Origin of the sequence: Azospirillum sp. B4, assembly GCF_000333275.1 — a bacterium.
Taxonomy (GTDB): Bacteria; Pseudomonadota; Alphaproteobacteria; order Azospirillales; family Azospirillaceae; genus Nitrospirillum.
The window spans coordinates 1-19,683 of record NZ_BACU01000367.1; the positions used below are offsets into that span (position 1 = coordinate 1).

Genomic DNA, 19,683 nt, shown 5'->3' on the forward strand with positions numbered 1-19,683 from the left:
GCGCGTTTCATCGCGCGTGCGCTGATGAACGGCGGCAATGTCATCCTGGCGGATGAGCCCACGGGCGCCTTGGACAGTCAAAGTGGCGATGAGGTGCTGCGCATCCTGGATGAACTGCATGGCGAGGGGAAGACGATCATCATCGTCACCCATGACATGGCCGTCGCCAACCGCGCCGAGCGCATCATCGAGATCCGGGATGGTGTCATCGTCGCCGACCGGCACACGGCGCGGGCCGTTCCCGACGCGCCACCGGCCAGGCGGCGGGCCGACGGGGCGGCCAAGGGGCGCCCGCCGGAGGAATCGCCGCCGCGCCGCGCCGCCCCGTGGCGGGCCTACCTGGACCGTTTTGGCGAGGCGTTCCTGATGGCGTTGCACGCCATGCGGGCGCACGGTTTGCGCACCTTCCTGACCATGCTGGGCATCATCATCGGCATCGCCTCGGTCGTGTGCGTGGTGGCGTTGGGAACGGGCACGCAGAAGAAGGTGCTGGAGAACATCGCCAGCCTGGGCACCAACACGCTGGAGATTTTTCCCGGCAAAAGCCTGGGCGACCCCCGGTCCGGGCGGGTGACGACGCTTGTGGTGTCCGACGCGGATGAGTTGGCCAAGCAACCCTACGTCGCCGCCGTCACCCCCACCGTGTCCACCAGCCGCACGGTGCGTTATGGCGCGGACGAGGCCACGGCCCAGGTGAACGGGGTGGGCGAGGGTTATTTCGCGGCCAAGGGGTTGAAGCTCTCCCAGGGCCGCTTCTTCGACGCCGACAGCCGCCACGCCATGGCGCCGGAGGTGGTGATCGACGAAAACACGCGGAAGACCTTCTTCAGTGAGGACGGGGGCAATCCGCTGGGCCAGGTGGTTTTCATCGGCACCGTTCCCTGCCGCGTCATCGGCGTGACCAAGGCGCAGCAGAACGGCTTCGGGTCCAGTCAGAACCTGTCGGTCTATCTGCCGTACACCACGGTCCAGACCCGCTTCCTGGGGGATCAGACATTACGCAGCATCACCCTGCTGATCAGCGACGACGTGTCCACCAGCCTGGCGGAGCAGGCGGCGACCAGATTCCTGACGCAGCGCCATGGCACCAAGGATTTCACGGTGTTGAACACCGACGACATCCGCCAGACCATCACCAGCACGACGCAGACCATGACCCTGCTGGTGGCGTCCATCGCCGTCATTTCGCTGATCGTCGGCGGTATCGGCGTCATGAACATCATGCTGGTGTCGGTATCCGAACGCGTGAACGAGATCGGTGTGCGCATGGCCGTGGGGGCCCGCCGGAACGACATCCTGCAACAGTTCCTGATCGAGGCGGTGTTGGTCTGCCTGATCGGCGGCCTGCTGGGGGTGGCGGTGGCGTTGGGGTTCGGCGCGCTGTTCGCGACACTGGGCAGCGGTTTCAGCATGGTCTATTCGCCGGCATCCATCGTCGCGGCCTTTGTCTGCTCCAGCATGATCGGCGTCGTGTTCGGCTACCTGCCGGCGCGCAACGCCTCGCGCCTTGACCCGGTCGTGGCGCTCGCCCGCGATTGAAGCGGCGGCGGAGCCTTGTCAGCCCGCCGCTTCCAGCGCCCTGTTCTCCTCATCCGTGAACAGGCGCGACCGGGTGAGGAAGCGCACGCCCTCCGGCCCTTCCAGGGAGAACATGCCACCCCGGCCGGGAACCACGTCTATGGTCAGGCGGGTGTGCTTCCAGTATTCGAACTGCGCTTTGCCCATGTAGAAGGGCTGGCCGCCGATCTCGCCCAGCAGGACGTCGCTGTCGCCCACCATGAACTCCCCGCGCGGGTAGCACATGGGGGCGCTGCCGTCGCAGCAGCCGCCGGACTGGTGGAACAGCAAAGGCCCGTGCCGGGCCTCCAGCCGCCGGATCAGGTCCAGCGCCTTCTCCGTGGCGTCCACCCGGACCACCCTTGCGGATGGTCCGGGGGCCACGGCGGCCTGGCTTTCCAAGCCGCCCGCCATCAGAAGAAGCCCAGGGCGTTGGGGCTGTAGCTGACCAGCTGGTTCTTGGTCTGCTGGTAGTGGTCCAGCATCATGGCGTGGTTCTCGCGCCCGATGCCGGACTGCTTGTAGCCGCCGAAGGCGGCGTGCGCCGGGTACAGGTGGTAGCAGTTGGTCCACACCCGCCCCGCCTGGATCTCCCGCCCGAAGCGGTAGGCGCGGTTGATGTCGCGGGTCCACACCCCGGCACCCAGGCCGTACAGCGTGTCGTTGGCCACGTGCAGGGCCTCTTCCTCGTCCCTGAAGGTGGTGACGGCCACCACCGGCCCGAAGATCTCCTCCTGGAAGATGCGCATGCGGTTGTTGCCTTGGAACACCGTCGGCTGGACGTAATAGCCGCCGGCGAGGTCGCCCGACAGCTCCGCCCGGTGCCGCCCGGCCAGCACCTTGGCGCCTTCCTTCCTGCCGATGTCGAGGTAGGACAGGATCTTCTCCAGCTGCTCGGCGGAAGCCTGGGCGCCGATCATGGTGTCAGGGTCCAGCGGGTTGCCCTGTTTGATGGCCTGCACCCGGGCCAGCGCCTTGTCCATGAAGCGGCCGTACAGGCTTTCCTGGATCAGGGCGCGGGAGGGGCAGGTGCAGACCTCCCCCTGGTTCAGGGCGAACATGACGAAGCCCTCGACCGCCTTGTCCAGGAAGGCGTCGTCCTGGGCCGCGACGTCGTCGAAGAAGATGTTGGGCGACTTGCCGCCCAGCTCCAGCGTCACCGGGATCAGGTTCTGCGAGGCGTACTGCATGATCAGGCGGCCGGTGGTGGTCTCACCGGTGAAGGCGATCTTGGCGATGCGGGAGCTGGAGGCCAGGGGCTTGCCCGCCTCGACGCCGAAGCCGTTGACGACGTTAACTACCCCCTTGGGCAGCAGGTCCTGGATCAGTTCCATCAGCACCAGGATGCTGACGGGCGTCTGTTCCGCCGGCTTCAGCACCACGCAGTTGCCGGCGGCGAGCGCCGGGGCCAGCTTCCACGTCGCCATCAGGATGGGGAAGTTCCACGGGATGATTTGGCCCACCACGCCCAGGGGCTCATGATAGTGATAGGCGATGGTGTCGTGGTCGATCTCCGAAATCCCGCCTTCCTGCGCGCGGATGGCGGCGGCGAAATAGCGGAAGTGGTCGGCGGCCAGGGGGATGTCGGCGGCGCGGGTCTCACGGATGGGCTTGCCGTTGTCCCAGGTCTCCGCCGTCGCCAGGGTTTCCAGATTGTCGTCGATGCGCTGGGCGATCCGCTCCAGGACGCGGGCCCGGTCGGCGGCGGAGGTGCGGCCCCAGGCGCGCTTGGCGGCGTGCGCCGCGTCCAGCGCGCGCTCGATATCCTCCGCGTTCGACCGGGGGATTTCGCAGATGCCCTGGCCGGTGATGGGGGTGGTGTTCTCGAAATACTCACCCGAGGCCGGCGGCACCCATTCGCCGCCGATGAAATTGCCGTAGCGGGTCTTGAACGACACCGGGCTGCCGTAGTGTCCGGGGGCGATCTTGGCCATGTAACGTGTCCTCCAGCTTGTTTTGCGCCTCAAGGCGGGCGGTTTTCGCGTGGCGCTTCTTTGGCAAGGCGCGTGCCAGGCGTTGGGGCGGGCGGGCGCCTCCTGCCGGATCAAGCGCTTAGCGCATGCCACCAAGGTTGGGTTGCGGCCAGGGCCGATCTGCCTCATGCTCGGCCCAAAGATCGGTGCCGGCCCTGTCGCGGATCGCGACAGCCGCCGCGACACCTGTCGCGAAACATGAGGGAGGGACCGGTATGGCGACGACGCCCCGAAGCCCGGTGATTGCCCCCGCCACGGCCCTGGCCATGGCGCGCGAGCGGCTGATGGAACCGGGCGGTCTTGCCCAAGGGCTGGAAGATGCGCCCGTTCCGCCGGTCATCGCCCGGTCCTGGCGCCGCTGTGCCGACCGGGGCCTGCGGGCCGACCGCTCCGCCCACCAGGACGCCTTGTCGCGGGCCGACCTCGCCCTGTTGCGCGACCGTCACCACACCCTGTGGCATCTTGCGACACCGGAGTTGGACACCCTGCACCAGGCCATGCGCGACGCGGGCGGCATGGTGCTGCTGACCAACGACCGGGGCCTGATCCTGGACGCGCGCGGCGACGCCGGCTTCGTCCGCCGCGCCCGCCGCGTCTCCCTGCAGCCGGGTGCCGGCTGGGCGGAGGATGAGGAGGGCACCAACGCCGTGGGCACGGCCCTGGCCGAGCGCACCCTGGTGCAGGTGCGCGGGCCGGAGCATTACCTGAACGACAACGCCTTCCTGATCTGCACCGCCATGCCGGTGATGGACCCCTACGGCGCCGTCGCCGGGGTCATCGACCTGTCCGGCGACATGCGGGAGCCAGGGGCCCAGGGGGGCAACGCCCAGGGCCTGGCCCGCCTGGCCGTGGCGCATCTGGAGCATCGCTGGGCGGCCCAGGTGGGGACGCAGCACGAACTGCTGCTCCGCCTGCACGCCCATCCCGGCTGGTTGGGCACCCCGCAGGAGGGGATGGTGGCCGTGGACGGCGGCGTCATCCAGGCGGCCAGCCCGGCGGCGCTGGCTCTGCTGGGCCTGGACAGCGATGCCATCGGCCGCGTGCGGCTGGATGCGATCCTGGACGGCGCGCTGGAGCCGGGCGACCGGCTGCTGCGCACGGCGGGCGAGGGGCGGGCCCTGCACACCCGCATCACCCGCCCCGGCCGCAGCCGACCGGTCGTCAAGTCCCCCACCGCCCGCCGCCCGGCACGCCAGGAGACGACGCCTTCAGCGGGCAAGGACGGCATCCTCTGGGATGCCACCACCCGGCCGTTGCTGGACCGGGCCGTCCTGGCCCTGGACGCCCGCATCCCCATCCTGCTGCAAGGGGAGACGGGCACCGGCAAGGAGGTTTTCGTGCGCGCCGCCCATGCCGCCTGCGCCCGCGCCCAGGGGCCGCTGGTGGCCGTCAACTGCGCCGCCATCCCGGAAGGCCTGCTGGAATCAGAGCTGTTCGGCTATGAGGACGGCGCCTTCACCGGCGCGCGGCGGGGCGGCCACCGGGGTCAGATCCGCCAGGCCGACGGCGGTATCCTGTTCCTGGATGAGATCGGGGACATGCCTGCCGCTCTCCAGGCCCGGCTGCTGCGCGTGCTGCAGGATGGAGAGGTGACGCCGGTGGGCGGCCGGCCGGCGAAGGTGGATTTCCTGCTGGTCGCCGCCACCCACCGCGACCTGGCGGCCGCCGTGGCCCAGGGTATCTTCCGCCCCGATCTCTATTACCGGCTGAAGCACCTGGTGGTGACCCTGCCGCCCCTGCGCCAGCGTCCGCTGGATGCCATCATCGACGCCCTGATGGCGGGCTTCGGCGCCGGGGAGCGCGGCATCCGCCTGGCCCCCGCCGCCCGCGCCGCCCTGCGCCGTCACGATTGGCCCGGCAACCTGCGCGAACTGGCCAACCTGCTACGCACCCTGGTGGCGCTGTCGCCGGCGGGAACCCTGATCACGCCGGCCGACCTGCCGCCGGATCTTGTGCCGACCCCTGCATCCGCCATCTCGTCGGTCAGCCTGAAGGTTCGGGAGGATGACGCCATCCGCCAGGCCCTGGCCCGCCACGGCGGCAACATCAGCGCCGCCGCCCGCGACCTGGGCATCCACCGCAGCACCCTGCACCGGCGGCTGTCATCTGCCGATCCGGTTTGAAGCCGAATGCTTCAGCCGGCCCAGATGATACCCGGCCGCGTCCCTGATTTCGGCACTACGCCCCCCATCGGCCAAGCACCACACGGCGACGCAGACGCTCTTCAAATCCGTGAAGATGTCGATCAAGCGCTGGTCATGCTTGCCAAAACACCGCCGCGCATAACGGGGCAGGGTGACCAGTTCGAACTCCAGCGGCCCTGTGCAGGCTGACTCGAAATCCGCCCATAATACCGGTCCCTGGTTGCTGATCAGCACGTTCCCCTTGTGGGCATCGCCGTGCAGGACAGCTGACGGCACATCCATGGCCGTCGCCTGCTCACGCAAGGCCAGATAGCGCTCTTGCAGAAAGTTCTTGTCCTCCTCCATCGGGAAGGCGGTCACCGGCAGTGTTTCCAGAACAGTCCAGCAGCGGTCAAGGATGGCGTCATAGGACGGCAAGGTACCTGAGAAGTCCCTGAGCGCGTTATGGATGGAGCGCAGACCGTGCGCGGCCAAGACCATGTCGGACTGTCGCCGCAGCTTGGAATGCTCAATGAAAGGCCAGAGGGAGATGACGCACCCGTCGATGACATGCGGGCCCGCCACGGCCGCCTTCAGCGGAGGCACCACCGGCATGTCCCGGGCCGTCAGGTGCCGGGAGATCGCCAGTTCACGTTCCGCCGTCACCAGCGCTTGGGCGACTGGTTCCACGGACTGGACCCTGGCGACCATGGGCAGGGGATGCAGAAGCAGCGAGGTGTGGTGCGCCGCCTTCAACAATGCCGGGGCCACGGCGCCAAGCCCCAGCGTGTCGGCCAGGGACCAGACGGCGGCGACCTCCTGCGCCAAGGTCGCCCTCGTTCCCCTGGGCGCGTGACCATCGACCGCGTTCACGCCCGCAACTGGTCCCGGATGGGCAGGCTGCGGATGCGCTTGCCGGTGGCCGCGAACACGGCGTTCAGCAGGGCAGGGGCGATGGGGGGCACGCCCGGCTCGCCCACGCCGCCCAGGGGGGCGTCGTACGTGGCGGCCGGCATCAGGTGGACGCGGATGTCCTTAGGCGCGGCGTCGATGCGGGTGACCTCATAGGTGTCGAAGTTGTCCTGCCGCACCTGGCCGGCCTTGAAGCTGATCTCTCCCAGCGTGGCCAGGCTGACGCCCTGGGTCACCGCCCCCTCCAGCTGCGCCCGCACCCGGTCGGGGTTGATGACGGGGCCGCAGTCGAAGGCGATGTCGACGCGGGGGATGGTCAGCTTGCCCTGGGCGTCCACGGCCACCTGCACGACGGCGGCGGCATAGCTGGCGAAGCTGCGGTGGGCGGCGATGCCCCGGCCCTGGCCCTTGGGCAAGGGCTTGCCCCAGCCCGCCTCCTTGGCCGCCCGCTCCACCACGCCGCGCAGGCGGCCGGTGTCGTAGGCGTAGGCCACCGGATCCTCGTTGTAGTTCCAGCTGTCCGCCATGTCGGCCGGGTTGATCTGGCGGGGCGGGCCGATCAGCTCCAGCAGGAAGTCCTTGGGGTCGCGGCCCGCCGCCGCCGCCAGTTCGGCCACGAAGCTCTGCACCGCGAAGGCGTGCGGGATGTTGGAGACGGAACGGAACCAGCCGATGCGGGTGTGGCTGACGGCCTCCGGGTTCTCCACCCGCAGGTTGGGCACGATCCAGGGCGTGTTCACCGCCCCCATGCCCAGTTCGGACGCGCCCTCATGCTTCACGCCGGCGGTGAACGTGGACCCGATGGCCGGCGCCACGGTGCGGTGCAGCCAGGCCGTAGGCTTGCCCTTGGCGTCCAGCCCCCCCTCCAGCCGTTCCACCGACACGGTATGCAGGAAGCCGTGGTGCAAATCGTCGGTGCGGGTGAAGGTCAGCTTCACCGGCCGGCCGTCCATGGCGCGGGACAGCAGCGCCGCCTCGGCGATGTAGTCCGGCTTGGATTTCCGGCCGAAGCCGCCGCCCACCAGGGTCTGGTGCACCGTCACGTTCTCCGGCGGGATGCTCAGCACCTTGGCCACCGTTTCCCGCGTGGCCTGCGGCGCCTGGGTGCTGCCCCAGATCGCGCATGTGCTTCCCGTCACCTGGGCCACGGCCGCCGGCGGCTCCATGGGCGCCTGGGCCAGGTGGGGGATGTAGTATTCGGCCGTGACGCGCTTGGTGGCGGACTTCAGCGCGGCGTCCACGTCACCCTGGTTGCGCACCACCTGGCCCGGCACCCGGGCCGCCGCCTCCAGCTCCGCCCGGTAGGCCGCACTGTCGTAGCTGGCGTTGGGCCCGCCATCCCAGGTGATCTTCAGCTTGTCACGGCCCCGCAGGGCGGCCCAGGTGTTCTCCGCGATGACGGCCAGGCCGCCCTTGGGCAGCATGCCCGACGGCGGCGGGGCGCCGTTCAGCACCACCACCTTCAGCACGCCCGGCACCTTCAGGGCGTCATCCACCTCATAATGCGTCATGCGACCGCCATAGACGGGCGGACGGGCGATCACGGCATGGACCATGGCATCCCGCCGCACGTCGATGCCATAGGTGGCGCGGCCGGTGGTGATGTCGAAGCCATCGACCAAGCCGATGTCGCCCCGGCCGATGTAGCGGAACTTGGCCGGATCCTTGAACACCAGGGTCTCCCGCGCCGGCACGGGCAGGGCGGCCGCCGCCTCCGCCACCTCGCCGAAGCCCAGGCGCCGGTTGCTGGCGGCATGGACCAGGCTGTGGTGGTCCGCCGTCACCTCCGCCACCGGCACGCCCCACTGGGTGGCCGCCGCCTGGGCCAGCATCTGGCGGGCGGCGGCGCCGATGCGGCGCAGGGCCTGGAAGTGGTGGCGCATGCTGCGCGAGCCGTCGGTGTTCTGGTTGCCGTAGCGCGCCTCGTCGCCCAGGGCCTGGTCCACCGTCACCTTGGCCCAGTCGGCGTCCATCTCGTCGGCGATGACCATGGCCCAGCTGGTGCGCACGCCCTGGCCCATCTCCGCCCGGTGGCAGAGGAGGGTGACCGTGCCGTCGGCCGCCACGGCCACGAACAGGCGCGGATCGTCCTTCACCCCGCCGGGCATGGCCTCACCGCCGTATTTTTTCGGCTTGTCTTGGGGCTTGTCCTCCGCCAACGCGCCGCCGCCCAAGCCGCTGGCCAGGACGAAGGTGCCGGCGCCAAGGCCCATCAGAACGGCGCGGCGGCTGAGGTTGGTAAGGGTGCCGCTCATTTGCCCAGGCCCCCCGTGCTGGCCGTTTTGCGCTGGACATGGCCGGCCACTTTCCTGATGGCGGCGCGGATGCGGGGATATGTGCCGCAGCGGCAGATGTTGCCGCTCATGGCGCTGTCTATGTCCTCGTCCGTCGGGTGGGGCGTGTCCTTCAGCAAGGCCACCGCCGACATGATCTGTCCCGCCTGGCAATAGCCGCATTGCGCCACGTTCAGGTCCCGCCACGCCACCTGCACTGGGTGCATGCCATCGGGCGACAGCCCCTCGATGGTGGTGACCGCCATGCCCGCCAGGTCGCCCAGCGTCGTCTGGCAGGACCGGATGGGGGCGCCATCGGCATGCACGGTGCAGGCGCCGCACAGCGCCTCGCCACAGCCGAACTTGGTGCCGGTCAGCCCCTGCACATCGCGCAGGTACCACAGCAGGGGCATCTCGGGATCACCCTCGAAATGCTGTTCCTGCCCGTTCACCGTGAACGTGATCATCGCAACCGCCCTTTTTTGTCTTTCAATCGAATTAGTCCTTCCAGATGGCGTATCCGTCCTCCGGTCGGTCATTGGGTACATTGTATAATATGATTCCAGCTTTGCCAGAGGCTGGAGCAGCCCATACCAGGACGCTCCTTTAAGTTGTAACTTTTAGGTGGTGATCTAAGATAATTACGCTTGCATAAGTGCAAATTAACTGTATATCATAAAATCATGCAATTTTGCTATTTTAAGTGCGCAGGACATATGAAGATTGCTTTGTACCTTTTAAGGATTTTGAGGGTGCACCGTGCCTCCGTAGCTAATTAAGCATTCGTAATTATAAATTATTTGCAATTAGAATTGCAAATAATTATCATATTTTGTCGCTTTTTTTAAGTAAAAAATAAGCCGTGTGCCTGTTTTTTGAGGAGCGCTGCAACCAAACAAAAGGAAAATAGACATGAGTAATTCTCAGAAGATTGCTGCGCCTGCGCTGTCTGTCGTTCGCTCCGACAATGGATTCGCCACATTTACTTACACCTATGACGGAGAGCCCAAGACCGCAACTGGCTTCTGGGACGATGCGACGCCATGGGAATCTGGTTCATATGCCATGGATTTCGCCGTGAAGTCCAATACTGGAAAAGATTCGTTTAGGCTGGAGAATGTATATAGCAGAACGGGCATTCTTATTCACAATGGAACATCAGTTAATTGGACTGAAGGTTGCTTGATAGTTTCCCAATCCTTTATTGACTCAATCTATAATGATTTAAAGGCGCATAATATCGATACTACGGTTAATACGGTCAGTCCCCTCACCGTTAATGTGTCCGGCGATTTCGACGTGCACCTCAACCTGACAACGACATCGGAGGTTAAGGAAGGAGATCCAATCACAGCCACAATTTCACTGACTGGCCCGGGCGCCGCCAATGGTCTCTCCAAGGATGTCTATGTCAAATTGGCATCGACAGGAGGTACCGCCATAGAGGGTGTCAACTACGATAACTTGCAAGCCATTCCCGGTTCTGTTTCCCTCAACGGAGTTCCTGGATGGATCAAGTTAGCAGCAGGATCAACCAGTACGACGATATCAATACCCACAAATGCGACCTCGGCCAGCCAAAGCGCGACGCTGTCCAGTAAAATTGCCCAGTTTAAGATTTCTGATTACAAAATACAAAATAATGTGAAAGCTGGGGCCATATTCTACCACGACGAAGCAAATATTCTTTCGGTTGGAGCGAACATATCGGCGGCGACCCAAATTGATAGCCTTTCAACCGTAATAGGATCGGCTGTTAATGCTAGTGGTGGCAATGAAGGTTATGATACCACAAACCAATTCGCACCAGGGCAGACACTTGATCTTTTTTTTGATCCATATACCATTCCAGACCGATTTGAGATCAGTACCGATACCGGTTCTGTTCTTGTCGATACGGGATTCATAGGGGGCCGGACCTATTCCAATCATTTGGTTGTTCCCACGACAGGCGATGGCAAGCTGAGGATCCAAGTTTTGACGAATGATCCGGGCACAGCGTGGACATTCACGATCACCCCAGCTACATCAACGCCCAAGCAGAATACCTTATCAAACGTCTCTTACGTCGCCGCCCCCGTCGTCTCGACCGCGCCAATCACGGTAAAGCAAAACACTAACACCATCCTTGTAAATAGTGATGAGATTGTTGGTGCTTCCTTTGCCGTAGTGCTCAATGATGCCGCATTGACAGGAAGGACGATTTCTTGGAGGCTCGTTCCTAGTGGAACGACGCCGGGCGCCATTAGCGATTTTCCAAGCAATGTACCGCTAAGCGGCAAGTTCACGATTGCATCGGATGCCAAAATAGGCTCCTTGATCTTCCAATATGAATTACCGACACCGAATCAAGTGATTCAATCGAACGGAATTGACACATTCGATATTCAGTTCTTTGAAGCGGACGGTACGACTCCTATTCGAAACTCATCTGGTAGTGTGATCCGGATCAATATCGATGTCATCGGTCAGAGTTCCATTACCTCGCCGCTTATCGGGAGTGTCGGGGATGACGTCTTGAATGGGACTTCCCAGGCTGATGTAATAGTTGGGCAAATCGGTAGTGACATGATTACCGGCGACGGTGGGGATGATTATATTGATGGCGGCGTTGGAAATGACACCATCATGGGCGGAGACGGCAATGATAAAATCGTCCCCGGCTTCGGCGCCGACGTGATCGATGGAGGGGAAGGTGACGATACAGTGCTTCTGCCACGTAATCGGTCCGACGTGACGCTTGTGACGGACAGTCATAATAAAACTGTCATTTCTGACACTTCATTGGCACCGTTGGGTGACAAGGCCCTTACCAATGTCGAGCATGTGCGATTTATTGATCAAGTGGTGGACCTGGCGTCCAACTCGCCTGCCAATGTGGTCGTTACTAATACAATTTGGGGGGACGCTACGTTCTCTTCCGGAGAAGTTTACAATGGTCCAGTTAGTGGAATTGACTTTCAATATATAAATATTTCGCCAGATAATGTGAATATATTGGCAAATCGCTCTAACATGTTTGTCCGCTCAGGAGATGGCATGGACGCGATTGCGGCGCATGATGGAACAAATGTGCTGGATGGCGGTGGTGGTTCAAACTTTCTAGCTGGAGGTGCTGGCCAAGATACGTTCTTTGTTGATGATCGGAACCCATCGGCGGACATCTGGAGCACCATTTCCAATTTCCAGGCCGGGGATGCCGTCACGGTTTGGGGTATTACACCAACTGATTTCTCCCTTATTTGGGCCAATGATGAGGGGGCCGCCGGCTATACCGGTCTTACACTGCATGCCTTAGCCGATGGAAGGCCAACTGCGTCCCTGACCCTGACCGGATATACACAATTAGATCTAAGCAATGGCCGGCTATCCCTCAGCTTTGGGATCGTTGGTGACAGCACTTATCTGTATATTCATGGGAATCGCTAGGGTGGCCCATGGCGCGTTGGATAGCATACTCCATCTCAGTAATTATCTTCCTACAGACATTCTGTGTGATGGGGCTGGCTGCTGATGGGCCGCCACCCCTGATTGTCCATCAAAACAAATCAGAAGTTTTGAAAAATGCGGAAGAGTTAGTCGGATTTTCTTTTTCTGTAGTCCTTATCAATACGTCATGGAATGGGAGAAAGTTGAGTTGGAAACTGGTGCCGGGGGGGGAGGTACCGGGAGAGGTCAATGATTTTCCGGTTGGTGCGACCTTGAGTGGGTATTTTGAAATCCCATCTGACAGCAAAGCTGGGCGGGAGATATTCATTCAGGAACTGACAACCCCGATCAATGTGATCCACCAGAATGGAAAGGATACCTTTGAGGTACAATTCTTTGCGGATGGGTGCACTATTCCGCTGCGCGATGCGCAGGGCACGATAATTAGTGCGGCCTTCGCGGTGTATGATCACAATACGATTGCTGCTCCCATTCCGACGCCCAGTAAACAGGCTGATGACCCAAAGTGACTACCGATGAGCGTCAAATCATCAGCACCGCACCAACTCGTAACTCGCTGCCTGAACAATCTGCCGACTCAGGCCTGACAGCCGGTCGGCGGCCAGGCGGCTGACCTGCCAGAACAGCGGCACGTCCAGGGTCGCGCCGGGCATCAGGTCCACCAGCCGTCCGGCGTCCAGATGGTCGCGGACCAGGAGCGCCGGGTTCATGCCCCAGCCCATGCCCGCCAGGCTGGCGTCGATGAAGCTCTGCGTCGATGGCAGCCAGTGGGTGGGGTGGGCGACGTCATGGCCCAGCACCTGGCGGATCCAGGCGCGCTGCAGCCGGTCTTTCTGGTTGAAGGTCAGGGCTGGCGCCTGAGCCAGCGCCAGCGCCGTCACCCCGGCCGGGAAATGGCGCGCCACGAAATCCGGGCTGGCGGTGGCGTGATAGCGCAAGGCGCCCAGGCCGGTGACGCGGCAGCCCTGGACGGGCTTCTCCAGCGAGGTGACCGCCGCCAGCACCCGGCCGCGCCGTAGCCAGTCGGCGGTGTGGTCCTGGTCGTCGATGACGATGTTCAGCAGATGGTCGGACTCTTGGGTGAACGGGGCGGCGGCGGCCAGGAACCAGGTTCCCAGGCTGTCGGCGTTGGTGGCGATGTTCAACGTCACCCGGGGCAGGGCGGCATCGGGATCGGCCAGGCCCGGAAGGTGTTCCGTCAACTCCCGCTCCAGCATCCCCACATGGTCGACGTGGCGGCAGAGCCACTCCCCCTTTTCCGTGGCGGCGCAGGGGCTGCCGCGCTCGATCAGCACGGCGCCCAGCCGCTCCTCCAACTGCTTGACGCGCTGGGACACGGCCGACGGGGTGACGTTCAAGGCGGCGGCGGCCTTCTCGAAACTGCCCGTCCGCGCCACCAGGGCGACGGCGCGCGCCGCCGGATAGTCGATCATGGATAAGTTCTGCTAAATCTAGATTAGTTGATTTAACTATCCTAATCCCATGATGACGGATACCACAAACCCCGAACCACCCCGGGGCCATCCTGTCATCATGAACCTGTCCGTCTATGTCGCCGGCCTCAGCATGGGGCTCAGCCTCATCGTCGCCATCGGCGCGCAGAACGCCTTCCTGCTGCGCCAGGGCCTGCGCAATGAGCACGTCTTCGCCGTGTGTCTGGCCTGCGCCTTGTCCGATGCCGTCCTGATCGGGGCGGGGGTGGCCGGCTTCGGCACCATGGCGACGCTGCTGCCTTGGCTGGATCCGGTCATGCGTTATGCCGGTGCCGCCTTCCTGGCCTGGTATGGGGCCAAGAGCCTATGGTCCGCGTGGCATTCCACCGGGGCGCTGACGGTGGGCAACGGGGCGGAGAAGGGGGAACTGGGGGCGACGCTGCTGGCCTGCCTGGCCATCACCTGGCTAAACCCGCACGTCTACCTCGACACGGTCGTCCTGCTGGGCGCTGTCTCGACACAGTTCGCCGGCGACAAGCCATCCTTCGCCGCCGGCGCCATCAGCGGGTCCTTCCTGTTCTTCTTCTCCCTGGGCTACGGCGCCACCCGCCTGCGCCCCCTGTTCGCCCGGCCCCTGGCCTGGCGGGTGCTGGAGGGCGCCATCGCCCTCGTCATGTGGGCCATCGCCTTCAAACTGGTCGCCAGGGTGTGAGGGCCGCCCACACACCGGCGCCGGCCGCGCTTACTTGGCGGTATGCAGCGCCTTGACCGCATTCAGCATCAGTTGGACGTGCTGGTCGGGATTGTTGTCGGTGTAGCTGGCGACGATCTTGCCGTTCTGGCCGATGACGTAGGACGTGCGGTTGGAGATCGCGGGGTTGCCCTGGTTCTTGGCGTCGTAGTCGGCGGCGATCTTCGCGTCGGGATCGGCGGCCACCATGAACTTGTCCCGGCACTCCACGGAGGAGAACTCGGCCACGCGGTCGATGTTGCCGGCGGTCACGCCCACCACCGTGGCGCCATACTCCTTGAAGGTCTCCGTCGCCTCGGCGAACTCATGCGCCTCCACGGTGCAGCCCTTGGTGAAGGCGGCAGGGAAGAAGTACAGCACCACCGGCCCCTTCTTCAGCGCGTCGGTCAGCGAGAAGGTCGAGGTTTTGCCGCCCAGGGCCCCCTGGGCGGTGAAGGCCGGGGCCGGGGCGCCGTTGGGCAGGGCCGCCCAGGCGGGCGCCGCGGTCGCGAGCGAAAAGGCGGTGGCGAGAACGATCTTGCGCATGTCATCTCCGCGGAGTTTGTCGGGATGCATCCGCCCCCGGTTTGTGGGCCTGACCCTACCCCACGCCAAGCCTGGATGGGGAGCGGTCATTTGCCTCAGGTACTTTACCTCTGGTACGGTTCCGCCGCCCTCACGCGATCCCGGCCAGCCCACGCGCCGTGGCCAGGAAGGCATCGACGTCTCCAGGCGGATGCGGGCGCCGTCCCAGCGGTGGAACCGGAAGCCCGCCGCCTCCTGCCCGGCGATCGTCGGTTCGGGCATGACGGCGAACACCTCGTTGGCCTGGACGGGGCTGCGCAGGCCCACGCCGGGCAGGGCGTCCAGGCCGTTGGCCAGGCGCATGGCCATGGCGTTGGCATGGGTGGCCAGACGCAGCCACAGGCCGTCGGTCAGGAAGGCGTCCAGCTGCGCCGACAGGAACCGCATTTTGGAGAACAGGTGGGCCCGCCCGCTTTCGGCGATAGCCGAAGCTCTCCGCCAGGCCCTTGTCAGAGAAGATCACCGCCTCCGCCGCCAGTGCGCCGTTCTTGGTGGCGCCGAAGGACAGCACATCCACGCCAGCCGCCCGGCGGGTGCTGGAGGGCGCCATCGCCATGGTCATATGGACCATCGCCTAGGCTGGTCATGGGCGCTTGAGCTCAGCACCGGTACGCCATGGCGTGCGCCTCGCGCTCCAGCATCTCGCGGAAATCGGGGTGGGCGATGCCGATCAGGGCCTTCGCCCGTTCGGCCAGCGACAGGCCACGCAGATTCACGATGCCGTGTTCGGTCGCCACGTACTGGACGTCGTTGCGCGGCGTCGTCACTGGACCGCTGAGGCGCGGGACGATGCGAGACGCGGTGCCGCTGGCGGCGGTGGAATGGCAGGCGATGACCGATTTCCCGCCCTTCGCCGCGGATGCGCCGCGCACGAAGTCCAGTTGTCCGCCGGCGGCGCTGTACTGCCAGCCGGTCATGCATTCCGAATTGCAGGCGCCCTGCAAATCAACCTCGATGGTGGCGTTGACCGAGACCATGTTGTCGTTCCGGGCGATCACCGCCGGATTGTTCACATAGTCGACCGGGTGCGCCTCACAGTCCGGGTTGTCGTCCAGGAAGTCGTACAGCGCCTTATCGCCCATGGCGAAGGTGAAGATCGCGCGGCCGGGGTGCAGGACCTTGCGGCTGTTGTCGACGGCACCCCGGCGCATCAGTTCAGCCATGCCGGGCGTCATCAGCTCCGTATGGATGCCCATATGCCGACGGTCGCCCAGGGCGGCGCACACCGCGTCAGGCAGGGCGCCGATGCCCATCTGCAGGCAGGCGCCATCCTCCACCAGCTCGGCGACGAAGCGGCCGATGGCCCGGTCGTTGGGGCGGATCTCGGGCGGCGGGATCTGCAGCAGGGGCACGGGGTTCTCAACCAAGGCGGTCACGCGGTCCAGGGGGATGCGGCAGTTGCCCCGGACGCGGGGCATGGCCGGGTTGACCTCCAGGATCACCTGGCGGGCGGTTTGTGACACGGCCAGGGCATAGTCGGTGTTCGTGCCCAGGCTGAAGCAGCCGTCAGCGTCCATGGGCGACACGGTGGTCAGCAGCACGTCCGCGTCCACGTCCCGGCTCAGCACGTTGGGCGCCTGGCTGAACGCCGTGGGGATGAAGTCCACCACCGGCATGTCGTGGCGACCGGCCTCCTTGTCCAGGCCACGCTCCAGCGCGCCGTGGAACAGGCTGACCGGCCTGACCCGGTGGCGCAGGGCCGACCGCAGCAGGGGGGCGGCGTTGGCGAAGGCCAGCAGGTAGTAGAGGGAAAGGTCGCCGACCTCCCCCGCCTCCGCCCGTCGGGCCAAGGCGCGCAGCAGCGCCGGCGGACCGGAAACGCCCAGCCCCATGGCGATGCGGGCGCCCGAGGGGATCAGCGCTGCGGCCGCCTCCGCGGACATGCGGCGCGCGGCATAGGCGTCAGCGTCTGTATTCATCCCCGTATCCCTCCCCTGGGCAGGCCCGTCGCGACCTTTGGTTATTTTCGTGGGAATGGCGAAATCATCCCCGTGGGCGCCATCCTGGCATGAAGGGCGGCGGTTGGGCCACTGCCCACCCGGGGGAGCGACCATCACGTGGTCTTGAACGATCCGAAGTTTACGCGATCCCCGCCAGCCCGCGCGCCGTGGATAGGAAGGCGTCGACGTGGGATGCGTCCGTATTCCACGCCGTCACCAGGCGGATGCAGGCGCCGTCCCAGCGGTAGAACCGGAAGCCCGCCGCCTCCAGCCCGGCGATCATCGGTTCAGGCATGACGGCGAACACCTCGTTGGCCTGGACGGGGCTGCGCAGGCCCACGCCGGGCAAGGCGTCCAGGCCCGTTGCCAGGCGCATGGCCATGGCGTTGGCATGGGTGGCCAGGCGCAGCCACAGGCCGTCGGTCAGGTAGGCGTCCAGCTGCGCCGACAGGAAGCGCATCTTGGAGAACAGGTGGCCCGCCCGCTTGCGGCGATAGCCGAAGCTCTCCGCCAGGCCCTTGTCAAAGAAGATCACCGCCTCCGCCGCCAGAGCGCCGTTCTTGGTGGCGCCGAAGGACAGCACGTCCACACCCGCCCGCCAGGTGATGTCGGCGGGCGCGCAGGCCAGGCTGGCCACGGCATTGGCGAAGCGGGCGCCATCCATGTGGACGCGCAGCTTGTGGGCACGGGCCACGTCCGTCAGGGCCGCCACCTCGTCCGGGGTGTAGACGGTGCCGGACTCGGTCGCCTGCGTCAGGGTCAGTGCGGCCGGCTGCACATGATGGACGAAGCCGGCGCCGCCCTTGTCCAGGGCAGCGGCCAAGGTCACCGGATCCAGCTTGCCGTGCGGTCCGGGCAGGGGCGCCAGCTTGGCCCCGCCGGACATCAGCTCCGGCGCGCCGCACTCATCCACCTGGACGTGGGCTTCGTCATGGCAATAGACGGCGCCATAGGGCGGGGTCAGCACCGACAGGGCCAGCGCGTTGGCGGCCGTGCCGGTGGCGACAGGGAACACGGTCACGTCACATTCGAACAGCTCCGCCAGGTCGCGGGTGATCCGCTCCGTCACCGGATCGGCGCCGTAGGAGGGCAAGGCCCCTTCGTTGGCCGTGGCGAGTGCCGCCAGGATCTCCGGGGCGGCGCCCGCCACGTTGTCGCTCATGAAGTTCATCCGGGAACCTTCTGGCCTGTTGCTGGAAGAAAGGGGTCGCTGGAGGAATGGGCCGGAGAAACGGGGCTGGAGAAACGGGAATGATCAGGCGGGATGCCGGCGAAGAGGAACTGGATGGGGCAATATTCGGGCCTGGCTTCACCGCCGTTTCCAACGCCGGCTTCGTGACAGCAGGTATTAAATCTCTGTCATGTGGGCTGATTACGCTGGCCGGGCGGCCGGCGGTGTGACCGTAATCACGGCGTCCGGGGAACCTGCGGGCGCATCGTCTGGTTGGGTTCAGGCGCCCCACTTGTTGAAGATGGGATGCCTGATGAAGTGGTTCCAGTAACGACCGCGATTTGGACCTTCCCGGTGCTGGGCTCCAGCAGGACGATCTGCTGGGTCCCACCGGGAAGGGCGACCTGGACGGCCAGGCGGCTACCCACGCTGGTCATGGCCTCGATGCGGCTGCCCCCGGGCAGCGCCAGCAGCGGGGCTAGAACCTCGGGTGTCGCGGTCGAGGTGATGGTCGCGTCCTTGTGGCGGCCGAAGGCGCGGGGATGATTGGGGTCGGTGGCTCGCCGCCAGACTTCCACCCCGATGAAGGTGAAACCGGCGACGATCAGTACGCCCATGATGACGAGGAATGTCTTTATTGTCCGCACTTGCTTCAACCATCTGTGCCGCCCCGGGCCAGCCTGCCGATCCCGCCGTCGCGCGCTTCAGCGCCGAGGCGGGGGATGGCGGGGCTGACCGCCTGGACCTTGGCGGCCCGGTGGTGGACAGCGCGGAGGATGAGGAACTGGATGGCGAGGAGGCGGGTACCACCCTGATCGCCATCACCATCCCCGACACCGCGGCCCGCGACCGGCTGGACAAGGCCCTGGCCCAGCTGATGCCGGAGGCCGCAGGCCTCACCCGCTCCCGCCTGCAGGCGTTGATCGGGGAGGGTCGCGTGGCCTTGGGTCAGCCGGGCGGGCAGACCATAGACGACGCGTCATACCGGGTCAAACCCGGCCAAGTGTTCCAGGTCGCCGTGCCGGCGCCGGAGCCGGCGGTGCCGCTGGCGCAGGATATCCCGCTGACCATCGTGTTCGAGGATGATGATCTGCTGGTGATCGACAAGCCCGCCGGCATGGTGGTGCATCCGGCCGCCGGCAACCCCGACGGCACGCTGGTGAACGCCCTGCTGTTCCATTGCGGGGAGCGCCTGTCCGGTATCGGCGGCGTGCGCCGCCCGGGCATCGTGCACCGCCTGGACAAGGACACCAGCGGCCTGATGGTGGTGGCCAAGACCGACCGGGCCCACGCTGGCCTGTCGGCCCAGTTCGCCGACCGCACGCTGTCGCGCACCTACCACGCCGTGGTCTGGGGCTCCCCAGCGGCGGGGAGCGGTGAGATAGAGGGCAACATCGGCCGGCATCCGACGGATCGCAAGCGCATGGCCGTGGTAACCAAGGGCGGCAAGCCCGCGCTGACCCGCTGGCGCGTCCTGGCCCGCCACGGCCTGCTGGCGACGCACGTGGAATGCAAGCTGGCGACGGGCCGTACCCA

17 protein-coding genes are annotated in these 19,683 nt (G+C 65.3%); 7 read left to right on the forward strand and 10 right to left on the reverse strand.

The features are described from left to right. The coding region (locus I55_RS16080) for a MacB family efflux pump subunit (protein ID WP_044561598.1) at positions 1-1,539 on the forward strand (1,539 nt) is incomplete at its 5' end. Between the two features lie 18 nt (positions 1,540-1,557). On the opposite strand, the gene I55_RS16085 is transcribed toward I55_RS16080, so the two are convergent. Then, on the reverse strand, positions 1,558-1,971 hold the full coding sequence (locus tag I55_RS16085; RefSeq protein ID WP_044561599.1) for a DUF779 domain-containing protein: 414 nt from the start codon (positions 1,969-1,971) through the stop codon (positions 1,558-1,560). Further along, positions 1,971-3,491: an aldehyde dehydrogenase gene (gene adh, locus I55_RS16090; RefSeq protein WP_044561600.1), complete on the reverse strand. Its 1,521-nt coding sequence runs from the start codon at positions 3,489-3,491 to the stop codon at positions 1,971-1,973. The genes I55_RS16085 and adh overlap by 1 nt, the downstream gene beginning before the upstream one ends. Before the next feature lie 254 nt (positions 3,492-3,745). Between adh and I55_RS16095 the strand changes: the two genes are divergently transcribed. Beyond that, a complete protein-coding gene (locus tag I55_RS16095) occupies positions 3,746-5,653 on the forward strand; it encodes a sigma-54-dependent Fis family transcriptional regulator (RefSeq protein ID WP_044561601.1) in 1,908 nt (635 codons plus the stop codon). On the opposite strand, the gene I55_RS16100 is transcribed toward I55_RS16095, so the two are convergent. The 3 genes from I55_RS16100 to I55_RS16110 are packed head-to-tail and all read right to left on the reverse strand — an operon-like array spanning position 5,633 to position 9,305. Continuing rightward, complete coding sequence (locus I55_RS16100) at positions 5,633-6,481, reverse strand: aminoglycoside phosphotransferase family protein (RefSeq protein ID WP_044561602.1); 849 nt, start codon at positions 6,479-6,481, stop codon at positions 5,633-5,635. The genes I55_RS16095 and I55_RS16100 overlap by 21 nt on opposite strands. A gap of 41 nt (positions 6,482-6,522) precedes the next feature. After that, positions 6,523-8,820: a xanthine dehydrogenase family protein molybdopterin-binding subunit gene (locus tag I55_RS16105; protein WP_044561603.1), complete on the reverse strand. Its 2,298-nt coding sequence runs from the start codon at positions 8,818-8,820 to the stop codon at positions 6,523-6,525. After that, complete coding sequence (locus tag I55_RS16110; protein WP_044561604.1) at positions 8,817-9,305, reverse strand: (2Fe-2S)-binding protein; 489 nt, start codon at positions 9,303-9,305, stop codon at positions 8,817-8,819. The genes I55_RS16105 and I55_RS16110 overlap by 4 nt, the downstream gene beginning before the upstream one ends. Before the next feature lie 445 nt (positions 9,306-9,750). Between I55_RS16110 and I55_RS36045 the strand changes: the two genes are divergently transcribed. Together I55_RS36045 and I55_RS36050 are read left to right on the forward strand one after the other, a co-directional pair. After that, positions 9,751-12,267: a calcium-binding protein gene (locus I55_RS36045; protein ID WP_148293773.1), complete on the forward strand. Its 2,517-nt coding sequence runs from the start codon at positions 9,751-9,753 to the stop codon at positions 12,265-12,267. An 8-nt stretch (positions 12,268-12,275) separates the two neighbouring features. Beyond that, on the forward strand, positions 12,276-12,797 hold the full coding sequence (locus I55_RS36050; protein ID WP_148293774.1) for a hypothetical protein: 522 nt from the start codon (positions 12,276-12,278) through the stop codon (positions 12,795-12,797). 21 nt (positions 12,798-12,818) lie between these two features. Here the strand turns inward: I55_RS36050 and I55_RS16120 are convergent, their stop codons facing one another. Further along, the gene (locus I55_RS16120) at positions 12,819-13,721 is read right to left on the reverse strand and encodes a LysR family transcriptional regulator ArgP (protein WP_044561606.1); all 903 of its coding nucleotides are present in this window, start codon (positions 13,719-13,721) and stop codon (positions 12,819-12,821) included. Positions 13,722-13,821: 100 nt separating this feature from the next. Here I55_RS16120 and I55_RS16125 point away from each other — a divergent pair, with 100 nt between their 5' ends. Beyond that, a complete protein-coding gene (locus I55_RS16125) occupies positions 13,822-14,433 on the forward strand; it encodes a LysE/ArgO family amino acid transporter (protein WP_044561609.1) in 612 nt (203 codons plus the stop codon). A 30-nt stretch (positions 14,434-14,463) separates the two neighbouring features. Here I55_RS16125 and I55_RS39320 read toward each other — a convergent pair whose 3' ends face one another. Continuing rightward, complete coding sequence (locus I55_RS39320) at positions 14,464-15,423, reverse strand: redoxin domain-containing protein (RefSeq protein ID WP_307718712.1); 960 nt, start codon at positions 15,421-15,423, stop codon at positions 14,464-14,466. Between the two features lie 59 nt (positions 15,424-15,482). Between I55_RS39320 and I55_RS39325 the strand changes: the two genes are divergently transcribed. Continuing rightward, positions 15,483-15,614 carry a hypothetical protein gene (locus I55_RS39325; protein WP_307718713.1) on the forward strand — a complete coding sequence of 44 codons (132 nt, stop codon included), beginning with the start codon at positions 15,483-15,485 and terminating at the stop codon, positions 15,612-15,614. Positions 15,615-15,635: 21 nt separating this feature from the next. Here the strand turns inward: I55_RS39325 and I55_RS16135 are convergent, their stop codons facing one another. From I55_RS16135 to I55_RS16145, 3 genes are all read right to left on the reverse strand, one after another. Beyond that, on the reverse strand, positions 15,636-16,955 hold the full coding sequence (locus I55_RS16135; protein WP_044561607.1) for an acetyl-CoA hydrolase/transferase family protein: 1,320 nt from the start codon (positions 16,953-16,955) through the stop codon (positions 15,636-15,638). 160 nt (positions 16,956-17,115) lie between these two features. Further along, positions 17,116-18,147, reverse strand: a complete 1,032-nt coding sequence (locus tag I55_RS16140; RefSeq protein ID WP_044561608.1) for a low specificity L-threonine aldolase — start codon at positions 18,145-18,147, stop codon at positions 17,116-17,118. A gap of 236 nt (positions 18,148-18,383) precedes the next feature. Next, positions 18,384-18,764, reverse strand: coding sequence for a hypothetical protein (locus I55_RS16145; RefSeq protein WP_049974194.1), 381 nt, complete (start codon positions 18,762-18,764; stop codon positions 18,384-18,386). Positions 18,765-18,931: 167 nt separating this feature from the next. Between I55_RS16145 and I55_RS16150 the strand changes: the two genes are divergently transcribed. Next, positions 18,932-19,683 (forward strand): RluA family pseudouridine synthase (locus I55_RS16150; RefSeq protein WP_044561611.1); only part of this gene is annotated, 752 nt, incomplete at its 3' end.